Genomic DNA, 18,688 nt, shown 5'->3' on the forward strand with positions numbered 1-18,688 from the left:
CAGCTGCCGCAGGGGGCGTTCAGCGGCGGCCACCAGCGGGGGCGCCGGAGGAGATCACCGCGGCGCTGCGCGACCTCATGGCGCGCCAGGTGCCGTGGCCCGGGGCCCGCCGTCGCGCAGCGCGCACAGCACATCGATGCGGTTGGTGGTGATCGAGTCGACGCCCACGGCCAGCAGGCGGCGCATGGAGCGGCGGGTGTCCGGGGTCCAGACCGACAGCAGGTAGCCGTCGCGGTGCACGCGGTCGGCGAGGGCGCGGTCGACGAGGCCGAAGCGGTAGTTCAGCCAGCGGGGGCGGATCGCGTCCAGGAGACCGGTGCGCGGCGGGGCCGGTGTCGTCCGCGTGAGCGCGATCTCGGCGGACGGGTCCGCCGCGCGTACGGCGAGCATGGCGGGGGCGCCCGCGCAGTAGTAGACGCGGTCCTCGGCGCCCTGCTCGCGCACGGCGTCCACGACCCGGCGCACGGCACGGACGTCCGGTTCGCCGGGCAGGTCGATCATCACCCGGCCGCCGCCGGTCGCCGTCAGCGCGTCGGAGAGGGTCGGCACCCCGTCGTCCGTCACCCCGCGCACCTCCTCCCACGACAGCGCCCGCAGCGGACGGTCGTGCTCCCACAGCCGCTTCAGCGTGTCGTCGTGCAGCAGCACGGGGACGCCGTCACGGGTGAGGCGTACGTCGATCTCGACCGCGTCCGCGCCCCGGCGGAGCGCGGAACGCAGCGAGGCGAGCGTGTTCTCGCGGACGCGGTACGGGTCGCCGCGGTGGGCCACGGCGGTCACGTTGTGCATGACTGCCCTTCGCTGGTGGTCAGGAGGCGAGCCAGGACGTGGTGTAGGTGTCGATCTCGGCCGCCAGCCTCGCCTTGCCGGACGGGTCCATGAACGACGCCTCGACCGCGTTCTTCGCCAGGTCGGCCAGGCCCCGCTCGTCGAGCTCCAGCAGCCGCGCGGCGACCGCGTACTCGTTGTTGAGGTCGGTGCCGAACATCGGCGGGTCGTCGGAGTTGATCGTCACCAGGACGCCGGCCCGCGTGAACTCCTTGAGGGGGTGCTCGTCGAGGGTGGCGACCGCGCGGGTGGCGATGTTGGAGGTGGGGCACACCTCCAGCGGGATGCGCCGCTCGGCCAGGTGCCGGAGCAGTTCGGGATCCCGGGCGGAGCTGGTGCCGTGCCCGATGCGCTCGGCCCGCAGTTCGTCGAGGGCGTCCCACACCGTCTCCGGGCCGGTGGTCTCGCCGGCGTGCGGCACGGAGTGCAGTCCGGCGGCGATGGCGCGGTCGAAGTACGGCTTGAACTGCGGGCGGGGCACGCCGATCTCGGGTCCGCCGAGGCCGAAGGAGACCAGGCCCTCCGGGCGCAGCCGGTCGTCGGTGGCGAGCCGCACGGTCTCCTCGGCGGACTCCAGTCCGGCCTCGCCGGGGATGTCGAAGCACCAGCGCAGCACGGTCCCGAACTCGGACTCGGCCGCCTTGCGGGCGTCCTCGATCGCGTCCATGAAGGCACGCTCGTCGATCCCGCGACGGGTGGAGGAGAACGGGGTGACGGTCAGCTCGGCGTACCGCACCTGCTGCCGGGCCAGCTCGCGGCCCACCTCGTACGTCAGCAGCCGGACGTCCTCGGGGGTGCGGACGAGGTCGACGACGGACAGGTACAGCTCGATGAAGTGGGCGAAGTCCGTGAAGGTGAAGTAGTCGGCCAGGGCCTCGGGGTCGGTGGGCACCTTGGAGTCGGGGTGGCGGGCGGCCAGCTCCGAGACGATGCGCGGGGAGGCGGAGCCGACGTGGTGCACGTGCAGTTCGGCCTTGGGCAGCCCGGCGATGAAGGCGTGCAGGTCGCGGCCCTGGCCGGCGGTGGCTGCGTCGAGGTGGTCGGTCAATGTCCCTCCCCGGGAACGGCGTCCCCGGCCGGTGTGCGGCGGGACGCGGGTGATCGGCTGATCGGTGCTTCGCGGATCATCGTAGGCCGGGCGCGCGCGGTGCGCGGACGGGCCGTAGCATGACGGAACGTCCGACGGAGGGGGCCCAGCGCATGTCCGACGACGCACAGACGCCGGAGGCGCGGGAGCACACCGCGGGCGGTACGCCGGCGAGTGCTCCGCACACCGGTGACGTGTGGCCGGCACCGGCCGACGGCGGTGCCGAGAACGTGGTGCCGCAGGACGGGTCCCTGGTGGACGCGGAGACCGCCGACGGACCGGCTGCCGCGGGAAGCGCCGAAACGCCGGCTGCCGCGGGCACGCCCGATCCCTGGGCGCCGCCGGCGGACCGCACTCCAATCTCCGGCCGGGGACCCGGTGGTCAGCCGGCCGGCGTCCGGGGCGAGACCGTCGCCGACGGCGACCCCCGGCCGTGGTCCGCGCCCTCCGCGCCCACGAGCCCTTCCGTACACGATCAGCAGACGGTGACGTCGTTCCCGGCGATGGGCGACCCCACCGCGGCCGCGCCCCCCGCCCAGCCGTGGGCCGGTCCGTCCGTGCCGCCCGCTCCCGTGCAGCCCTTCGCCCATGGCCTCGCGGCCAACCCGTTCGCACCCCCGGCCGGGGGCGAGCACGTCCCACCGCCGCCCGTCGGCCCCGAGGGGCCCGGGCAGGTCCCGTACGGCTATCCGGGCGGGTACGGCGGCGCGCCCGGGGCGGGGTACTACGGCTGGTCCGGCACGGCGCCTTCGCCGAGCAACGGGATGGGCGTCACCGGGCTCGTGCTCGGCATCATCTCGGCCGCCGTCTTCTGCATCTGGCCGGTGGCCATTCTCCTGGGCGTCCTGGCCGTGATCTTCGGCGCGATCGGCCGGGGCAAGGCCACCCGGGGCGAGGCCACGAACGGAGGCCAGGCCCTGGCCGGGATCATCTGCGGAGCGGTCGGCAGCGCCCTGGGCGTCGGCTTCGGCATCCTCGTCCTCGTCACCTAGCAGGAGCAGGAGCAGGAGCAGGAGCAGGAGCAGGAGCAGGAGCAGGAGCAGGAGAGGGAGAGCGGGCAGGGGCAGGAGCAGGAGCCAGTCGGAGCCGGTCCCGGCCCGCGTGGCCCCCGGCCACGGGTGCGTCCTCGGCGGGTCGTCCCCCCGGCCCCCCGTCCCGTCTTCGGCCCGGGTCGGGATCGGATCCGGTGGGCCGTCGTCCGCCCGGGTGGTGTCCTGGTGCTCGGCGGGTCGTCCCCCCGGCCCCCCGTCCCGTCCTCGGCCCGGGTCGGGATCGGATCCGGTGGGCCGTCGTCGGTCCGGGTGGTGTCCTGGTGCTCGGCGGGTCGTCCCCCCGGCCCCCCGTCCCGTCCTCGGCCCGGGTCGGGATCGGATCCGGTGGGTCGTCGTCGGTCCGGGTGGTGTCCTGGTGCTCGGAGGGTCGCCCCCGCCCGTCGTCCGTCCCGTCCTCGGCCCGGGTCGGGATCGGATCCGGTGGGCCGTCGTCCGCCCAGGGCGGTCGCCGTGTCGTCAGTCCGCCGCCGCGCCTGCCTCCGTCCCGCCCCTGCCCGTCCCGCCCCCGTCCGTCCGGAGCAGCGTCCGCGCCTCCATCAGCGCGAATCCCAGCAGGTTCGGCCCCCGCCACCGCTCCGGGTCCGCCGCCCCCGCGTCGTTCGCCGCGAGGCCGATGCCCCACACCCGGTCCACCGGGCTCGCCTCGACCAGGACGCGGTCGCCCGTGTTCAGCAGGAAGGTCCGCAGGTCCTGGTGTGCCGTGAACTTGTGCACGCTGCCCTCGACGACAATGCCGAACCGCTCGCGCCGCCATATCGCCTCGTCGAAGCCCCGCACCAGTCGCCCCGCCTTCTTCGCCTGCGCGGGGTGCTCCGCGGCCAGCGCCCGCCGCTCCGCCTCAGGGTCCTCGAACAGCCGGGCCTTGGCCGCCATCATCCAGTGCTCGGCGCTCGCGTACGTCACGCCGTCCACCGTGAACGGCGACGGCCACCACTGACTCAGACAGCTCGCCCCGATCCGGCCGTCGGGCAACGGCCGGTGTCCCCAGAAGTGCAGGTACTTGACCTTCGCCCCGGCCCGCAGCGCCTCGATCAGCGCCTGACTGGAACCGATCGCCCCCGTCGTACCGCTCACTGCCGTCCCCACCCCCGAGAAACTGATCCTCTTGCCTGCACGCGAGTCTGGCAGGAACCACTGACACCCCGTCCTGCCTTTTCCGTGGCCGCTCGACACCTGGTCGACAGATTCCGTCGCGTAACCAAAAGGCAACAACGGAATCACTTGTTGGAGTGCCTTCCCTCTGTCAGGATCGGCACTCAAATCGAGCTGGAGCCACGCCGCCCCCTCGGGGAAACGGAGGAGAGCGACATGCACAACCCGGGCAACGCCACCCCGGAACGATCGCCGGCCCGGGACCGATTCGCGGACGGGGCGCAGTTCATCGCGGGACGTCCGACGAAGGGCACCTCGGGGCGTACGCACACGGTGGTCGACCCGGCCACCGGCGAGGGCGTCCACACCTACGAACTCGCCGGCGCCGATGACGTCGACGCTGCCGTCGCCGCCGCGCGGGAGGCGTTCCCGGCCTGGGCCGGCGCCACCCCCGGCGAGCGTTCCGACGCCCTGCACCGGTTCGCCGCCGTGGTCGCGGACCGCGCGGAGGACTTCGCCCGGGCCGAGTCCCTGCAGTGCGGCAAGCCCCTGAAGCTGAGCCGCGAGTTCGACGTGCCGGGCACGGTCGACAACATCGCCTACTTCGCCGGCGCCGCCCGTCATCTCCAGGGGCAGTCGGCGGGCGAGTACTCCGGCGACCACACCTCCTACGTCCGCCGCGAGCCGATCGGCGTCGTCGGCTCCATCGCCCCCTGGAACTACCCGCTCCAGATGGCCGCCTGGAAGATCCTCCCGGCGATCGCCGCGGGCAACACCATCGTCCTCAAGCCCGCCGAGCTCACCCCGCTCACCTCACTCCTCTTCGCGCAGGCCGCCACCGACGCCGGCATCCCGGACGGGGTCGTCAACATCGTCACCGGCACCGGCAGGGAGGCCGGCGAGCACCTCGTCGGCCATCCCGACGTGGCCATGACCTCCTTCACCGGTTCCACCGCCGTCGGCAAACGCGTCGCCGAGATCGCCGCCGCCACCGTCAAGCGCCTCCACCTGGAACTCGGCGGCAAGGCACCCTTCGTCGTCTTCGACGACGCCGACCTCGACGCGGCCGCCAACGGCGCGGTCGCGGGCGCGCTCATCAACACCGGGCAGGACTGCACGGCCGCCACACGCGCGTATGTGCAGCGCCCGCTGTACGAGGCGTTCGTCGAGCGCACCGCCGCCCTGATGGAGACCGTCCGGCTCGGCGACCCCTTCGCCCCCGGCACCGACCTCGGCCCGCTGATCTCGCACGTCCAGCGCGACCGGGTGGCCGGATTCGTCGACCGGGCGCGTGCCTACGCGCGCGTGGTGACCGGCGGCGAGGCCCCGCGGGGGGAGCTGGGGAACGGCGCGTACTACCGCCCCACCCTCATCGCCGACGCCCCGCAGGACAGCGAGGTCGTCCAGTCCGAGATCTTCGGGCCGGTCCTGGTCGTCCTGCCCTTCGACACCGACGACGAGGGCATCGCACGGGCCAACGACACGCCGTACGGGCTCGCCGCCTCCGCGTGGAGCCGGGACGTGTACCGCACGGGCCGGGCCACGCGCGAGATCAAGGCGGGGTGCGTGTGGATCAACGACCACATCCCGATCATCAGCGAGATGCCGCACGGCGGATACAAGGCGTCGGGCTTCGGTAAGGACATGTCAATGTACTCGTTCGAGGAGTACACGCAGATCAAGCACGTCATGTTCGACAACACGGCGGCAGTCCGCAAGGACTGGCACCGCACCATCTTCGGGGACCGATAGCAGCCAGGCTGCCCGACCAGCGGCCACCCTCCCGAAAGGGCACCACGCGCATGGAGCAGTACGAGCCCGACCGCCTCTCCGCGGCCCGACTGGCCGCCATGCGGCGCAGTTTCCGCAACGGCAGGGCGGCGCTGACACGCCGTTCCCTGCTGCGCGCCTTCGCGGGCGGCGCGCTCGCGGTCGGTGGAGTCGGCGCGCTGAGCGGCTGCGGCATCCCCGCGGCCGGCACCACCCGGGGCGGCGTCCCGGCGGATGACCACTCGAAGAAGGAGAAGACCGTCACCTTCTCCAACTGGACCGAGTACATGGACGTCGACGAGAGCGGGCGGGAACACCCCACGCTGGAGGCGTTCACGCAACGCACCGGCATCAGGGTCGAGTACACCGAGGACATCAACGACAACACCGAGTTCTTCGGCAAGATCAAGCCGCAGCTCGCCGCCGGCCAGGACACCGGCCGCGACATCATCGTCCTCACCGACTGGCTCGCCGCCCGGCTCATCCGCCTCGGCTGGGTGCAGAAGCTGGACCCGGCCCATCTGCCCCACGCCTTCACCAACCTGTCCGCCCAGTTCCGCAACCCCGACTGGGACCCGGGCCGCGCCTACTCCTACCCCTGGCAGGGGATCTCCACCGTCATCGCCTACAACAGGAAGGCGCTCGACGGCGTCGAGGTGCGGACCCTCTCCGACCTGCTCGACAACGCGAAGCTCAAGGGACGCGTCGGCCTGCTCACCGAGATGCGCGACACCGTCGGCATGACCCTGCTCGACATGGACAAGGACCCGGCGCAGTTCTCCGCCGACGACTACGACGCGGCCGTGGCACGGCTGCAGAAGGCCGTCGACAAGGGGCAGGTCCGCCGCTTCACCGGCAACGACTACACCGCCGACCTCACCAAGGGCGACTTCGCCGCCTGTCTCGCCTGGGCCGGAGACGTCGTCCAGCTCAAGGCCGACAACCCGGACATCGGCTTCCTGATCCCGGACAGCGGCTACATGACGTCCAGCGACGTCATGCTGATCCCCAACAAGGCACGGCACAAGACCAACGCCGAGCGGCTGATCGACTACTACTTCGAGCCGCGGCCGGCCGCCGAGCTCGCCGCCTACATCAACTTCGTCTGCCCGGTCGACGGAGTGAAGGACGAGCTCGCGAAGATCGACGAGGAGGCGGCGAACAACCCGCTGATCCTCCCCGACCAGGCCATGCAGGCCAAGTCCCGTGCCTTCCGCTCCCTGAGCTCCGCGGAAGAGACGGCGTTCGAAGAGAAGTTCGCGAAGCTGACGGGGGCGTGACGAGATGACGACGACCAAGGACACCACCGCGTCCGGCAACGGCGGGGACGTCCGCCTCACCGGCATCGGCAAGACGTACGGTTCCTTCACCGCCGTGCACCCCCTCGACCTCACCGTGCCGCAGGGCTCGTTCTTCGCGCTGCTCGGCGCGTCCGGCTGCGGCAAGACCACCACCCTGCGCATGATCGCCGGCCTGGAGGAGCCCACGTCCGGCACCGTCCACCTCGGCGACCAGGACGTCACCGCGCTCCCGCCGTACAAGCGGCCGGTGAACACGGTCTTCCAGTCCTACGCCCTCTTCCCGCACCTCGACATCTTCGAGAACGTCGCCTTCGGTCTGCGCCGGCGCGGCATCAGAAGCGTGAAGAAGCAGGTCGAGGAGATGCTGGAGCTGGTCCAGCTCGGCGAGCAGGCCCGCAAGAAACCGCACCAGCTCTCCGGCGGCCAGCAGCAGCGCGTCGCGGTGGCCCGCGCGCTCATCAACCACCCCAAGGTGCTGCTGCTCGACGAGCCGCTCGGCGCCCTCGACCTGAAGCTGCGCCGCCAGATGCAGCTGGAGCTCAAGCGGATCCAGACCGAGGTCGGCATCACCTTCGTCCATGTCACGCACGACCAGGAGGAGGCCATGACCATGGCCGACACGGTCGCCGTGATGAACGCGGGCCGGGTCGAGCAACTCGGCTCGCCCACCGACCTCTACGAGAACCCGCGCACCACCTTCGTCGCCAACTTCCTCGGCACGTCCAACTTCATCGAGGCCGAGGTCGACGCGAAGTCCGGCGACGAGATCGTGCTGAAGGCGGGCGGCGGCAAGCTGGTCCTGCCCCGGGCCCGCACCAACGCGCCCACCCCGACCGGCGGCAAGGTGCTGGTCGGCGTGCGCCCGGAGAAGATCTCCCTCACCCACGCCGACGACGCGGGCGGGATACCCGAGGGCCGCAACCGGATCACCGGCCGGATCGCCGACTCCAGTTTCATCGGCGTCTCCACGCAGTTCGTCGTCGACAGTCCGGTCTGCCCCGACTTCGAGGTCTACGTCCAGAACATCGACCGCGACACCCGGCTGGTGCCCGGCGCGGAGGTCGTCCTGCACTGGAACCCGGCGCACACCTTCGGACTGGACGCGGCCCAGTCCCTGCTTGCCGGGACGGTGGGCTCCGCCGGCGCCGGGACGGTCGAGGAAGAGGTCGCCCGATGACGACGGTCGCCGAGGCGCCACCCCGGGCGCCCGCCCCGGAGACGGAACCACCGCGCAAACGGGGCCGCTGGACGCCGTACCTCCTCCTGGTGCCCGGCCTGCTGTGGCTGCTGGTCTTCTTCGCGCTGCCGGTGATCTACCAGGCCTCCACGTCCGTGCAGACGGGCTCCCTGGAGGAGGGCTACGAGGTCACCTGGCACTTCGCCACCTACTGGGACGCGCTGTCCGAGTACTGGCCGCAGTTCGTGCGCTCGGTGCTCTACGCGGCCTCCGCGACCGTGCTGTGCCTGCTGCTCGGCTACCCGCTGGCCTATCTGATCGCCTTCCGCGCGGGACGCTGGCGGAACCTGATCATGATCCTGGTGATCGCGCCGTTCTTCACCAGCTTCCTGATCCGCACCCTCGCCTGGAAGACGATCCTCGCCGACGGCGGCCCGGTGGTCGGTGCCCTGGACACGCTGCACGTGCTCGATGTGACGGCCTGGCTCGGCTGGACCGTCGGCGACCGTGTGCTCGCCACCCCCCTCGCGGTGGTCTGCGGCCTGACGTACAACTTCCTGCCGTTCATGATCCTTCCGCTCTACACCTCGCTGGAGCGCATCGACCCCCGGCTGCACGAGGCGGCGAACGACCTCTACGCCAGGCCTTCGACGACCTTCCGCAAGGTCACCTTCCCGCTGTCGATGCCGGGCGTGGTCTCCGGCACGCTGCTCACCTTCATCCCCGCCACCGGCGACTACGTCAACGCGGATCTGCTCGGTTCCACCGACACCCGCATGGTCGGCAACGTCATCCAGTCGCAGTTCCTGCGGATCCTCGACTATCCGACGGCGGCGGCACTCTCGTTCATCCTGATGGCCGCGATCCTCTTCATGGTCATGTTCTACATCCGTAGGTCCGGCACGGAGGATCTGGTTTAAATGACCTTCGTCAACTGGCTCAAGCGCCGTCTCGTCGTCATCGCGGGACTGCTGACCCTCGCTTACCTTCTTCTGCCGAACATCGTCGTCACCGTGTTCTCCTTCAACCAACCGAAGGGGCGCTTCAATTACGAGTGGCAGGAGTTCTCCACCGAGGCGTGGCAGGACCCGTGCGGTGTCTCCGGACTGTGCGGATCGCTGACCCTCAGCCTCCGGATCGCGCTGTGGGCGACACTCGGCGCCACACTGCTCGGCACGATGATCGCCTTCGCGCTGGTCCGCTACCGCTTCCGCGCCCGCGGCGCCGTGAACTCGCTGATCTTCCTGCCGATGGCGATGCCCGAGGTGGTCATGGCGGCCTCGCTGCTCACCCTGTTCCTCAACATGGGTGCCCGGCTGGGGTTCTGGACGATTCTGATCGCTCACATCATGTTCTGCCTCAGCTTCGTCGTGGTCGCCGTCAAAGCGCGCGTGATGTCGATGGACCCCCGTCTCGAGCAGGCCGCGCAGGATCTGTACGCCGGTCCGTTCCAGACGTTCGTCCGGGTCACCCTGCCGATCGCCGCCCCCGGCATCGCGGCGGGCGCGCTGCTCGCCTTCGCCCTCTCCTTCGACGATTTCATCATCACCAACTTCAACGCCGGCTCGACCGTCACCTTCCCGATGTTCGTCTGGGGCTCCGCCCAGCGCGGAACTCCCGTACAGATCAACGTCATCGGTACGGCCATGTTCGTGATCGCCGTTGTGCTGGTGCTGGTCGCCATGGCCGTGGGCAACCGCCGCGACCGGCGGAAGGCCCAGAAAACACACCGCAGTCCCCTGTAGGGAGTTGACATCATGGCCCCGAGCGCCATGACCCGTTGGATCGGATCCCTTTCCGAAGCCCTGCCGGTCTCCTACTGGCTGGACGACCCCGGCCGGCCCGGCCCCGAACCCGCCCTCACCGGTGCCGAGACCTGCGACCTGCTGGTCGTCGGCGGCGGCTACAGCGGGCTGTGGACCGCGCTGATCGCCAAGGAACGCGACCCCGGGCGGGACGTGGTGCTGGTGGAGGGCCGCGAGGTGGGCTGGGCCGCCTCGGGCCGCAACGGCGGATTCTGCGCCGCCTCCCTCACCCACGGCCTGCCCAACGGACTCACCCGCTGGCCGGACGAGATCCACCGGCTGGAGCGGCTGGGCGCCCGCAACCTCGACGCCATCGAGGAGACGGTCGCCCGCCACTCCATCGACTGCGACTTCGAACGCACCGGCGAGATCGACGTCGCCACCGAGCCGTACCAGGCCCGGGAACTCAAGGCCTGGTACGAGGAGATCCGGTCCAAGGACCTCGCCGACGGCATCGAGTTCCTGGACACCGAGGCCGTACGCGACCAGGTGAACTCCCCGACCTTCGAAGCGGGCCTGTACGACCGCCGGGGCGTGGCGATGCTCCACCCCGCCAAGCTGGCCTGGGGACTGAAGCGGGCCTGCCGGGAACTCGGCGTGCGCGTCTACGAGCACACCCCCGCCCTCACCCTGAAGCCGTACGGCGCCGGCATGGCCGTACGCACCCCGTACGGGGTGGTCCGCGCCCGCACGGTGGCGCTCGGCACCAACATCTTCCCCAGTCTGGTCCGACGGGTCCGCGCCTACACCGTCCCGGTGTACGACTACGCCCTGATGACCGAGCCGCTGACGGCCGGGCAACTGGCGTCGATCGGCTGGAGGAACCGCCAGGGTCTCGGCGACAGCGCCAACCAGTTCCACTACTTCCGGCTCTCCGCCGACCACCGGATCCTGTGGGGCGGCTACGACGCGGTCTATCCGTACGGCGGCCGGGTGCGCGCCGAGTACGACGACCGGCCCGAGACCTACGCCAAGCTCGCCGGGCACTTCTTCACCTGCTTCCCGCAGCTGGAGGGCGTCCGCTTCACCCACGCCTGGGGTGGCGCGATCGACACCTGCTCCCGCTTCTCGGCCTTCTTCGGCACCGCACACGCGGGCAGGGTGGCGTACGCCGCCGGCTACACCGGGCTCGGCGTCGGCGCCACCCGCTTCGGGGCCGAGGTGATGCTGGACCTGCTGGCGGGGGAGCGGACCGAGCGCACGGAGCTGGAGATGGTGCGCAGGAAGCCGCTGCCGTTCCCGCCGGAGCCGTTCGCGTGGACCGGCATCGCGCTCACCAAATGGTCACTGGCCAGGGCGGACGCGCGGGGCGGGCACCGCAATCTGTGGCTGCGGACGATGGACAAGCTGGGCCTCGGTTTCGACAGCTGAGCCACGCGGGGGCTTGACAACCGAAGACCTGATCGCCGCGCTGAAGACCCTCAAGGCCCGGTACGGCGACGACTTCGCGCTGACCATGGCCCCGGAGACCTTCTTCGTCCAGCTCGGCTACCAGTACTACGGCACCGGCAAGTGGGGCGGACAGGACCCGAGGGCGGGCGCCTGCCTCCCGGTGATCCACGCCCTGCGCCACCCACGGCACCTGGCCCGCCCTGCGCGGCCTGATGACCTGGTCGATCAACTGGGACCGGTTCGGCGGCTGGGAGCTCCAGCGGACCTTCGACGGCTACTTCGGCTGACCAGCAGCGACAGACAGATCAGCAGCACCGCCCCCAGGCACCAGCTGGCCGCGACGTCCAGCGGCCAGTGGTAGCCGCGGCGCACCAGCCCGTAGGAGGCGCCCGCGACGAGAGCGGCGCAGGCGACGACGAGCACGCGACGGACGGCCGGCGAGCGCAGCAGCGGAAGGAGGAGCAGCGTCGCCGCGCCGTACGCCACCACGGCGGTCGCGGTGTGGCCGGACGGGTAGTAGCCCACCGCCGGCGGCACGGCAGGGGTGCCGGGGCGGTCGGTCCACTCCTTCAGGGGAGCGACCAGCACCGGCACCAGGACCATCACGGCGGCCCCGGCGGCGGGCGGCAGCCACCAGCGGTCCAGGCCTCCGGCACGCCCGTGCCACGCGGCATACGCCAGCGCGATCACCAGGACGGGCAGGGCCACCTGCACATTGCCGAGGTCGGCGAGGAGCTCGGAGGCCCGGTCGGGATGAACCAGGGCCCTGCTCAGCCGCTCGTCGAGGTCCACCAGCGGACCGTCCACGACGACCTGCCAGGTGATCAGCGCGAAGAGGAGAACGGGCGGTCCGAGCAGCAGCATGGTGCCCAGCTTCGCAGGTGGGGGCACGGCACACCGAAGGGCCGGCGCAAGGGGGGGTGTGCGTCGGCCCTTCGGGGAACGGCTTGCCGTCGTGATGCCTGGGCGGCCGTCCCGACCGGAACGTCGCGCGCCCCGGGGGGTTTGGGGCGGGCGACCGTCCGATCGTGAGGAGACCCGAAGCCTGCAGGCCCCGGTTTGTGTGCGCGAGGGCACGACCAGGTCGAAGCTGGGGAGGCCTCGGCCTGAACCGTCCACAGTTTCCTGTGGACGGGGTGTATCTCTCATCCGCGTAGAAACCTACGGCAGGGGGTGGCCCCGCGACAGGGCCAACGGACACCTGCCATCCACCTCGCACACGTTCTTCACACGCTCTGCCGCTCACCGGTCCCGATGGCCCCAGCGGGCGGCTCACCTGCCCCGATGCCGGCTCAGATGCGCGCGAACGCCTGCTCGATGATGTCCAGGCCCTCGTTCAGCAGGTCCTCGCCGATGACCAGCGGGGGCAGAAAGCGCAGCACGTTGCCGTAGGTGCCACAGGTCAGGACCAGCAGGCCCTCCTGGTGGCAGGCCTTGGCCAGAGCGGCGGTCACCTCCGGGTTCGGCTCCTTGGTGGCGCGGTCCTTGACCAGCTCGATGGCGATCATCGCGCCGCGGCCCCGGACGTCGCCGATGACGTCGTACTTCTCGGCCATGGCGGTGAGGCGGGCCTTCATGACCGCCTCGATGTTCTTCGCCCTGGCGTTGAGGTCCAGCTCCTTCATCGTCTCGATGGCGCCGAGCGCGCCGGCGCAGGCCACGGGGTTGCCTCCGTAGGTGCCGCCCAGACCGCCCGCGTGCGCGGCGTCCATGATCTCCGCGCGGCCGGTGACGGCGGCCAGCGGCAGACCGCCCGCGATGCCCTTCGCCGTCGTGATCAGGTCCGGGACGATGCCCTCGTCCTCGCAGGCGAACCACTGGCCGGTGCGGCAGAAGCCGGACTGGATCTCGTCGGCGACGAACACGATGCCGTTCTCCCGGGCGAACTCGCTGATCGCGGGCAGGAAGCCCTTGGCCGGCTCGATGAAGCCGCCCTCGCCGAGCACCGGCTCGATGATGATCGCGGCCACGTTCTCCGCGCCGACCTGCTTGGAGATCTGGTCGATGGCCTGCGCGGCGGCCTCCGGACCGGCGTTCTGGGCACCCGTCGGCCAGCGGTAGCCGTAGGCCACCGGGACCCGGTACACCTCGGGCGCGAACGGACCGAAGCCGTGCTTGTACGGCATGTTCTTCGCGGTCAGCGCCATCGTGAGGTTGGTGCGTCCGTGGTAGCCGTGGTCGAACACCACGACCGCCTGCCGCCCGGTGTGGGCGCGCGCGATCTTGACGGCGTTCTCGACGGCCTCGGCACCACTGTTGAACAGGGCCGACTTCTTGGCGTGGTCGCCCGGCGTCAGCTCGGCGAGCGCCTCGGCGACGGCCACGTACCCCTCGTACGGCGTGACCATGAAGCAGGTGTGCGTGAAGTCGGCGAGCTGGGCGGAGGCACGGCGTACGACGGCCTCGGCGGAGGCGCCTACGGAGGTGACGGCGATGCCCGAGCCGAAGTCGATCAGCCGGTTGCCGTCGACGTCCTCGATGATCCCGCCGCCCGCGCGGGCGGTGAACACGGGAAGCACGGAGCCCACGCCCCGCGCGACCGCGGCGGTGCGGCGGGCCTGCAACTCCTGCGACTTCGGGCCGGGGATGGCGGTGACGACGCGGCGCTCCTGCGGAAGTGCGGTCATGCGGGGCTCCTGGGGGGTGTTTCGGACACGTGCGTTCTTTTCTCGCAGGCTAGGGCGGCGAGCGGGGGCTGGGCATGCTCCATGTGGGCGTTGTCCGGAGGCCCGGGTTGTCCGCGATGGACATAGCGGCGGTGACGCTTCGACGCCGGGGCAGGAGCGCGCGGTGGCCGGGCCCGGCCGCGTATGCGGTGGACTCGGCCTGCCGGGGCGTTAGATTGACTCGCTGATGGCGGATGGAGCGGCTGCTCAGGGGGCAAGGGCGATGGACAGCGACGGGACCCAGGACGCGCGGGGCACGCATGCGAACCCCGTGCCACGCCCGGCGGGACCACCGGACGTACCGGCGGTACCGCCGGTGCCGCCGCGGCCGGGCCGGGCACCGGGCACACCCCCCGTGCCCGACAGGGCTCCGCGGCCCTCGTCCGCCGTCGCCGCCTGGCTCGACGCGGCGAGGCCGGCCGCCCGGCCGGGGATCTGGCGCAACGGCTACCGCCCGCCGAAGGAGGTCCCGGAACGGCTCGCTCCGGTGACGGTGGCGGGCATGCTGGTCCCGCTCGTCCTGGCGATCGGGGTCTGGTCGTTCTGGCGGCAGGGCTATTTCCCGTACAAGAGCGTCCTGCTGCGGATGTTCACGCCGGACGACTGGTGGTGGGGCGGCTCGGCGGCCTCGCCCAAGCCGGTCGAGGGACGGACGGTGACGCTCCCGGGGGAGCACGCCCTGATGGTCTACGACGGCGTCTTCTTCGTCGTCCTCGTGCTCGCGGTCGTCGTGCTCGGCAGCTGGCGCGCCATCGTCCGCCACTACATGGGCCGCATGCGCCAGCCGGTACGGGCCCTGGTCGCCGCCGGCCTCGCCGTCGTCGCCCTCGCTTTCGTCTTCCCCGACGCCTTCCCGGGCGTCGGATGGTCCGCGGTGCCGGTCGTCGATCCGCTGCTCGCCCTGACCGTGCTGGTCTCGGACGGCTACGAGCTGATGGCCTCCCCCCTCTTCACGAACACGCTGTACGCGGTCGTCACGCTGCTCGTGGTGTGGCCGTTCGCCCGGCTCGGCGCCTGGTGGCCGTACGCACAGGAGCGACTCGCCCCGCGCCGGGAGAGCACCGCCCCCAGCACCTCCGTGCCGGTCCGCCCCCGCTCCCAGTGGCCCGCGCTGCGTGACGCCGGCCAGCACGAGGTCGCCGAGCTGCTCACCGCCGAGGTCACCGGCGGCCGTATGAACGACGTCGACTGCGCCCGTATCGAGCACGCCTTCGCCGTCGCCCGGCGCGGCGCCGCACTGGACGCCTTCCGGGACACCGTCCTGCGCCAGGGCGGCGCGGCCTGGACGCACCCCTCCGGCGCCCGGGACCTGCCGCGCCGGACCGCCCGCCACGACCTGCTCGCCGGACAGGTACGCATCGGCCGCTGGGTGGCGGCCGAGCGCGCCCCGCAGCCGTACCACGACGCCGGGGCGGCCCTCGGCCCGGACGTGCTCGGCACCTCGCTGCTCGCCGTCGGTCCCTCCGGGTCCGGAAAGACCCGCGCCCTCGTCGAGCCGGTGACCGAGGCACTCGCGCTGCAGGCGCTCACCGGGCGCTGTGCCGTCGTCGCCGTCTCCGCCCCCGGCGACCCGCTCGGCGCGGACGACGCCTTCGACGTGATCGTGCGGATCGGCGACTCCTCCTCGGTGCACGACCTCGACCCGTACGCCGAGTCCGACGACCCGGACGAGGCGGCCGCGATCCTCGCCGAGGCGCTGGTGGGCGACCTCGACACGGTCGGCACGCAGAGCGCCGCCACCGCGCTGGCGCAGCTGCTCGGCCCCTTCCGGGCGGTGCACGGCCGCTTCCCCACCCTGCCGGAGCTGCGTGAGCTGCTGGAGGGCGAGGAGAGGGCGCTGACCGCGCTGCGGGAGGCGCTCGCCGCGAGCGGGAACGACGTCATGCGCCGTGAACTCGACGCGCGCGTCCGGCAGATCGGCACGCCGGGCGAGGTGGGCCGGACCCTGGCCGACCGGCTGGCACTGCTGAACCGGCCGGTGTTCGCGGACTTCTTCGGCGGGGGCGGTCCGAGCCGGCCGTTCTCCCTGCGTGCGGTCGCCCACCACCCCCTGCGGGTGCGGATCGACCTGCCCGAGCGCGGCCACGAGGAGGCCGGCCGGCTGATCACCCGGCTGGTCCTCGCACAGTTCCACGCCATCGTCCGGGAGGGCCGGCGCGCGCACTTCGCCTGCCTGGTCCTGGACGACGCGACGGGCACGGTCACCGCGGAGTCGGTGCGCCGCATCCAGCGGCTGCGTTCGCAGAACGCGGGCGTGCTGCTCTCCCTGCGCACCATCGGTGACGTCCCCGAGGCGCTGCACGGCCCGCTCTACGGAGCGGTGGGTTGCCGTATGGCCTTCTGCGGCGTCACGACCTGGGACGGCAGCCGGTTCGCGCAGACCTGGGGCACCGAGTGGGTGGAGACGACGGAGGTCGCCAAGCACACGGTCTTCGCCGACCAGCCGATGACCCGGGCCTTCCACGCGCTGCGCAAGCTGATGACGGGCAAGGCGGTGACGACGGACGCGGTGACCGTGCGGCAGGTCGAACGGGAGCGGTGGTCGGCGTCGGAACTGGCGCACGAGGTGCCCCCGGGACACGCGGTGCTGTCGCTGACGACCGTCGAGGGCGAGCACGCGGCACCGTTGCTGGTCGACCTGCGGGACTGAGCGGGACCTGCGGGGACTGAGCGAACCCGCGGGACTGAGCGGAAACCCGCGGGACCGGGTCGTGGACCCGCGGGACCGAGCCGTGGGCGGGGCATCGCGGACATACGGTGACGCGGTGACCGTACGGTGAGGCAGAATCGACACAGGTCGTTCATACGCGGCGGCCAAAAGATCACCATGATCGCCGGATCTCCCACCTCCCCCCTTCCGACGCTCACCGACCTGAAGGTCCGATGCCCCCGACGCTCGCCTCGCTCGTCCACCACTCCGCGCTCAAACTGACCGTGCGCGCGGGCGAGGACCGCCTCGACGCGCCCGTCCGCTGGGCGCACGCCAGTGAGCTCGCCGACCCCGTGCCCTACATGGAGGGCGGGGAACTGCTGCTGATCACCGCGCTCAAGCTCGACGCGGAGGACCGGGAGGCGATGCGCCGCTATGTGAAGCGGCTGTCGGGGGCCGGAGTCGTCGGCCTCGGATTCGCCGTCGGCGTCCACTACGACGACATCCCCGACGCCCTCGTCGACGCGGCCCGCGAGGAGGGCATGCCGCTGCTGGAGGTGCCGCGCCGCACCCCGTTCCTCGCGATCAGCAAGGCCGTGTCCGCCGCCATCGCCGCCGACCAGTACCGCGCGGTGACCGCGGGTTTCGCCGCCCAGCGGGAACTCACCAAACAGGCGCTCACCGACGGCCCCGAGGGGCTGCTGGCCGCGCTCGCCGCCCAGGTCGACGGGTGGGCCGCGCTGTACGACGCCTCGGGCGCCCTCGTCGCCACGGCACCGGAATGGGCCGCCCGGCGCGCCGCGCGGCTCACCCCGGAGGTGAACCGGCTGCGGGACCGGCCCGCGCCCGCCTCCTCGGTCGTGGCCGGACAGGAGAGCGAGGACCGGGTCGAGCTGCACTCCCTCGGCACCGGCCGGCGCCCCCGCGCGGCGCTCGCCGTCGGCACGGCGGCGGCCCTCGGCACCGCCGAGCGGTACGCCGTCCACTCCGCCATCGCCCTGCTCACCCTGACCACGGAACGTTCCCGCTCGCTGCACGCGGCCGAGCAGCGCATCGGCGCCGCCGTGCTGGCCATGCTGCTCGCCGGGGAACCGGACCACGCCCGCGCGGTGGCCGGGGATCTGTACGGGGGCCTCCTCGACGCACCCTTCCGGATCATCGTCGCCGCCGGGGGCGAGGCGACCGGTGACGCCCTCGGCGCCTTCGCCGAGGTGGCGGAGTCCGCCGCCGCCCGCTCCGGCGAGGCCGTCCTGGTCGTACCGGAGGGGGAGGACCGCCTCGTCGTGCTCGCCGCCGACGGAGGCGCCGCCCTGGCCGCCTGCTGCGACCACGCCGCCGCGCGGGAGGCCGCCCGCAAGGCCGACGAGGACGAACTGGTCGTCGGGCTGTCCGCCCCGGCCGGTCCGATCGCCGCGTCCGCCGCCTACAAGCAGGCCGAGCAGGCCCTGTCGGTGGCCCGGCGGCGCGGGCGGGTGCTGGTGGAGCACGAGCGGATGGCCGCCGGGTCCGTCCTGCCGCTGCTCGCCGACGACGCGGTCCGGGCGTTCGCCGACGGGCTGCTGCGCGCCCTGCACGATCACGACGCGACCGGCCGCGGTGACCTCGTGGCCTCCCTGCGCGCCTGGCTCTCCCGCCACGGCCAGTGGGACGCCGCGGCAGCCGATCTCGGCGTCCACCGCCACACCCTGCGCTACCGCATGCGCCGGGTCGAGGAGATCCTCGGCCGCTCCCTGGACGACCCGGACGTACGCATGGAGCTGTGGCTGGCCCTGAAGGCGACGTCATCGGAGTGACACCCGGCCCGTCCGGCGTTCGAGGACGAGGCCCGTTCAAGGCCCGCAGGAGAGGGGTCCGGGGGCGCGGCCTCC

Annotated in this window: 14 protein-coding genes and 1 pseudogene; 10 read left to right on the forward strand and 5 right to left on the reverse strand. The window is 72.2% G+C overall.

What is annotated here, in order from left to right; genetic code table 11:
- Positions 1-75: 75 nt before the first annotated feature.
- Together IE178_RS18950 and IE178_RS18955 are read right to left on the reverse strand one after the other, a co-directional pair.
- Positions 76-789 (reverse strand): glycerophosphodiester phosphodiesterase, encoded by a 714-nt coding sequence (locus IE178_RS18950; RefSeq protein ID WP_193513122.1) that lies wholly within the window; start codon positions 787-789, stop codon positions 76-78.
- Positions 790-808: 19 nt separating this feature from the next.
- Complete coding sequence (locus IE178_RS18955; protein WP_184764242.1) at positions 809-1,930, reverse strand: adenosine deaminase; 1,122 nt, start codon at positions 1,928-1,930, stop codon at positions 809-811.
- A 98-nt stretch (positions 1,931-2,028) separates the two neighbouring features.
- Between IE178_RS18955 and IE178_RS36045 the strand changes: the two genes are divergently transcribed.
- A complete protein-coding gene (locus IE178_RS36045) occupies positions 2,029-2,907 on the forward strand; it encodes a DUF4190 domain-containing protein (protein WP_318280121.1) in 879 nt (292 codons plus the stop codon).
- Between the two features lie 516 nt (positions 2,908-3,423).
- Here IE178_RS36045 and ybiA read toward each other — a convergent pair.
- A complete protein-coding gene (gene ybiA / locus IE178_RS18965; RefSeq protein WP_318280122.1) occupies positions 3,424-4,041 on the reverse strand; it encodes a riboflavin biosynthesis intermediates N-glycosidase in 618 nt (205 codons plus the stop codon).
- A 234-nt stretch (positions 4,042-4,275) separates the two neighbouring features.
- Here ybiA and IE178_RS18970 point away from each other — a divergent pair, with 234 nt between their 5' ends.
- The 7 genes and pseudogenes from IE178_RS18970 to IE178_RS36050 all read left to right on the forward strand — a co-directional run.
- A complete protein-coding gene (locus IE178_RS18970) occupies positions 4,276-5,811 on the forward strand; it encodes a gamma-aminobutyraldehyde dehydrogenase (protein ID WP_193513123.1) in 1,536 nt (511 codons plus the stop codon).
- Positions 5,812-5,861: 50 nt separating this feature from the next.
- Positions 5,862-7,109, forward strand: coding sequence for a polyamine ABC transporter substrate-binding protein (locus tag IE178_RS18975; protein WP_193513124.1), 1,248 nt, complete (start codon positions 5,862-5,864; stop codon positions 7,107-7,109).
- Between the two features lie 4 nt (positions 7,110-7,113).
- A complete protein-coding gene (locus IE178_RS18980) occupies positions 7,114-8,307 on the forward strand; it encodes an ABC transporter ATP-binding protein (RefSeq protein ID WP_184764171.1) in 1,194 nt (397 codons plus the stop codon).
- Entirely contained in the window at positions 8,304-9,227 is a 924-nt protein-coding gene (locus IE178_RS18985; protein WP_193513125.1) for an ABC transporter permease, read from the forward strand. Before IE178_RS18980 ends, IE178_RS18985 begins: the two co-directional genes overlap by 4 nt.
- A complete protein-coding gene (locus tag IE178_RS18990) occupies positions 9,228-10,052 on the forward strand; it encodes an ABC transporter permease (protein ID WP_193513126.1) in 825 nt (274 codons plus the stop codon).
- A 12-nt stretch (positions 10,053-10,064) separates the two neighbouring features.
- Positions 10,065-11,483 (forward strand): NAD(P)/FAD-dependent oxidoreductase, encoded by a 1,419-nt coding sequence (locus IE178_RS18995; protein ID WP_193513127.1) that lies wholly within the window; start codon positions 10,065-10,067, stop codon positions 11,481-11,483.
- Positions 11,484-11,508: 25 nt separating this feature from the next.
- Positions 11,509-11,791, forward strand: a pseudogene (locus IE178_RS36050) (hypothetical protein); the annotation flags it as partial.
- Here the strand turns inward: IE178_RS36050 and IE178_RS19000 are convergent.
- Both IE178_RS19000 and gabT read right to left on the reverse strand, forming a co-directional pair.
- Positions 11,730-12,368 (reverse strand): phosphatase PAP2 family protein, encoded by a 639-nt coding sequence (locus IE178_RS19000; RefSeq protein ID WP_193513146.1) that lies wholly within the window; start codon positions 12,366-12,368, stop codon positions 11,730-11,732. The pseudogene IE178_RS36050 and the gene IE178_RS19000 sit on opposite strands and share 62 nt — an antisense overlap.
- Positions 12,369-12,796: 428 nt before the next feature.
- Positions 12,797-14,131 (reverse strand): 4-aminobutyrate--2-oxoglutarate transaminase, encoded by a 1,335-nt coding sequence (gene gabT / locus IE178_RS19005; protein ID WP_184764175.1) that lies wholly within the window; start codon positions 14,129-14,131, stop codon positions 12,797-12,799.
- 262 nt (positions 14,132-14,393) lie between these two features.
- On the opposite strand from gabT, the gene IE178_RS19010 reads away from it, so the two are divergent.
- Both IE178_RS19010 and IE178_RS19015 read left to right on the forward strand, forming a co-directional pair.
- Complete coding sequence (locus IE178_RS19010) at positions 14,394-16,820, forward strand: ATP/GTP-binding protein (protein ID WP_193513128.1); 2,427 nt, start codon at positions 14,394-14,396, stop codon at positions 16,818-16,820.
- Positions 16,821-17,053: 233 nt separating this feature from the next.
- The gene (locus IE178_RS19015; RefSeq protein WP_193513129.1) at positions 17,054-18,613 is read left to right on the forward strand and encodes a PucR family transcriptional regulator; all 1,560 of its coding nucleotides are present in this window, start codon (positions 17,054-17,056) and stop codon (positions 18,611-18,613) included.
- Positions 18,614-18,688 lie beyond the last annotated feature (75 nt).

The organism is Streptomyces griseoloalbus (assembly GCA_014650015.1).
GTDB classification, from domain to species: Bacteria; Actinomycetota; Actinomycetes; order Streptomycetales; family Streptomycetaceae; genus Streptomyces; species Streptomyces griseoloalbus.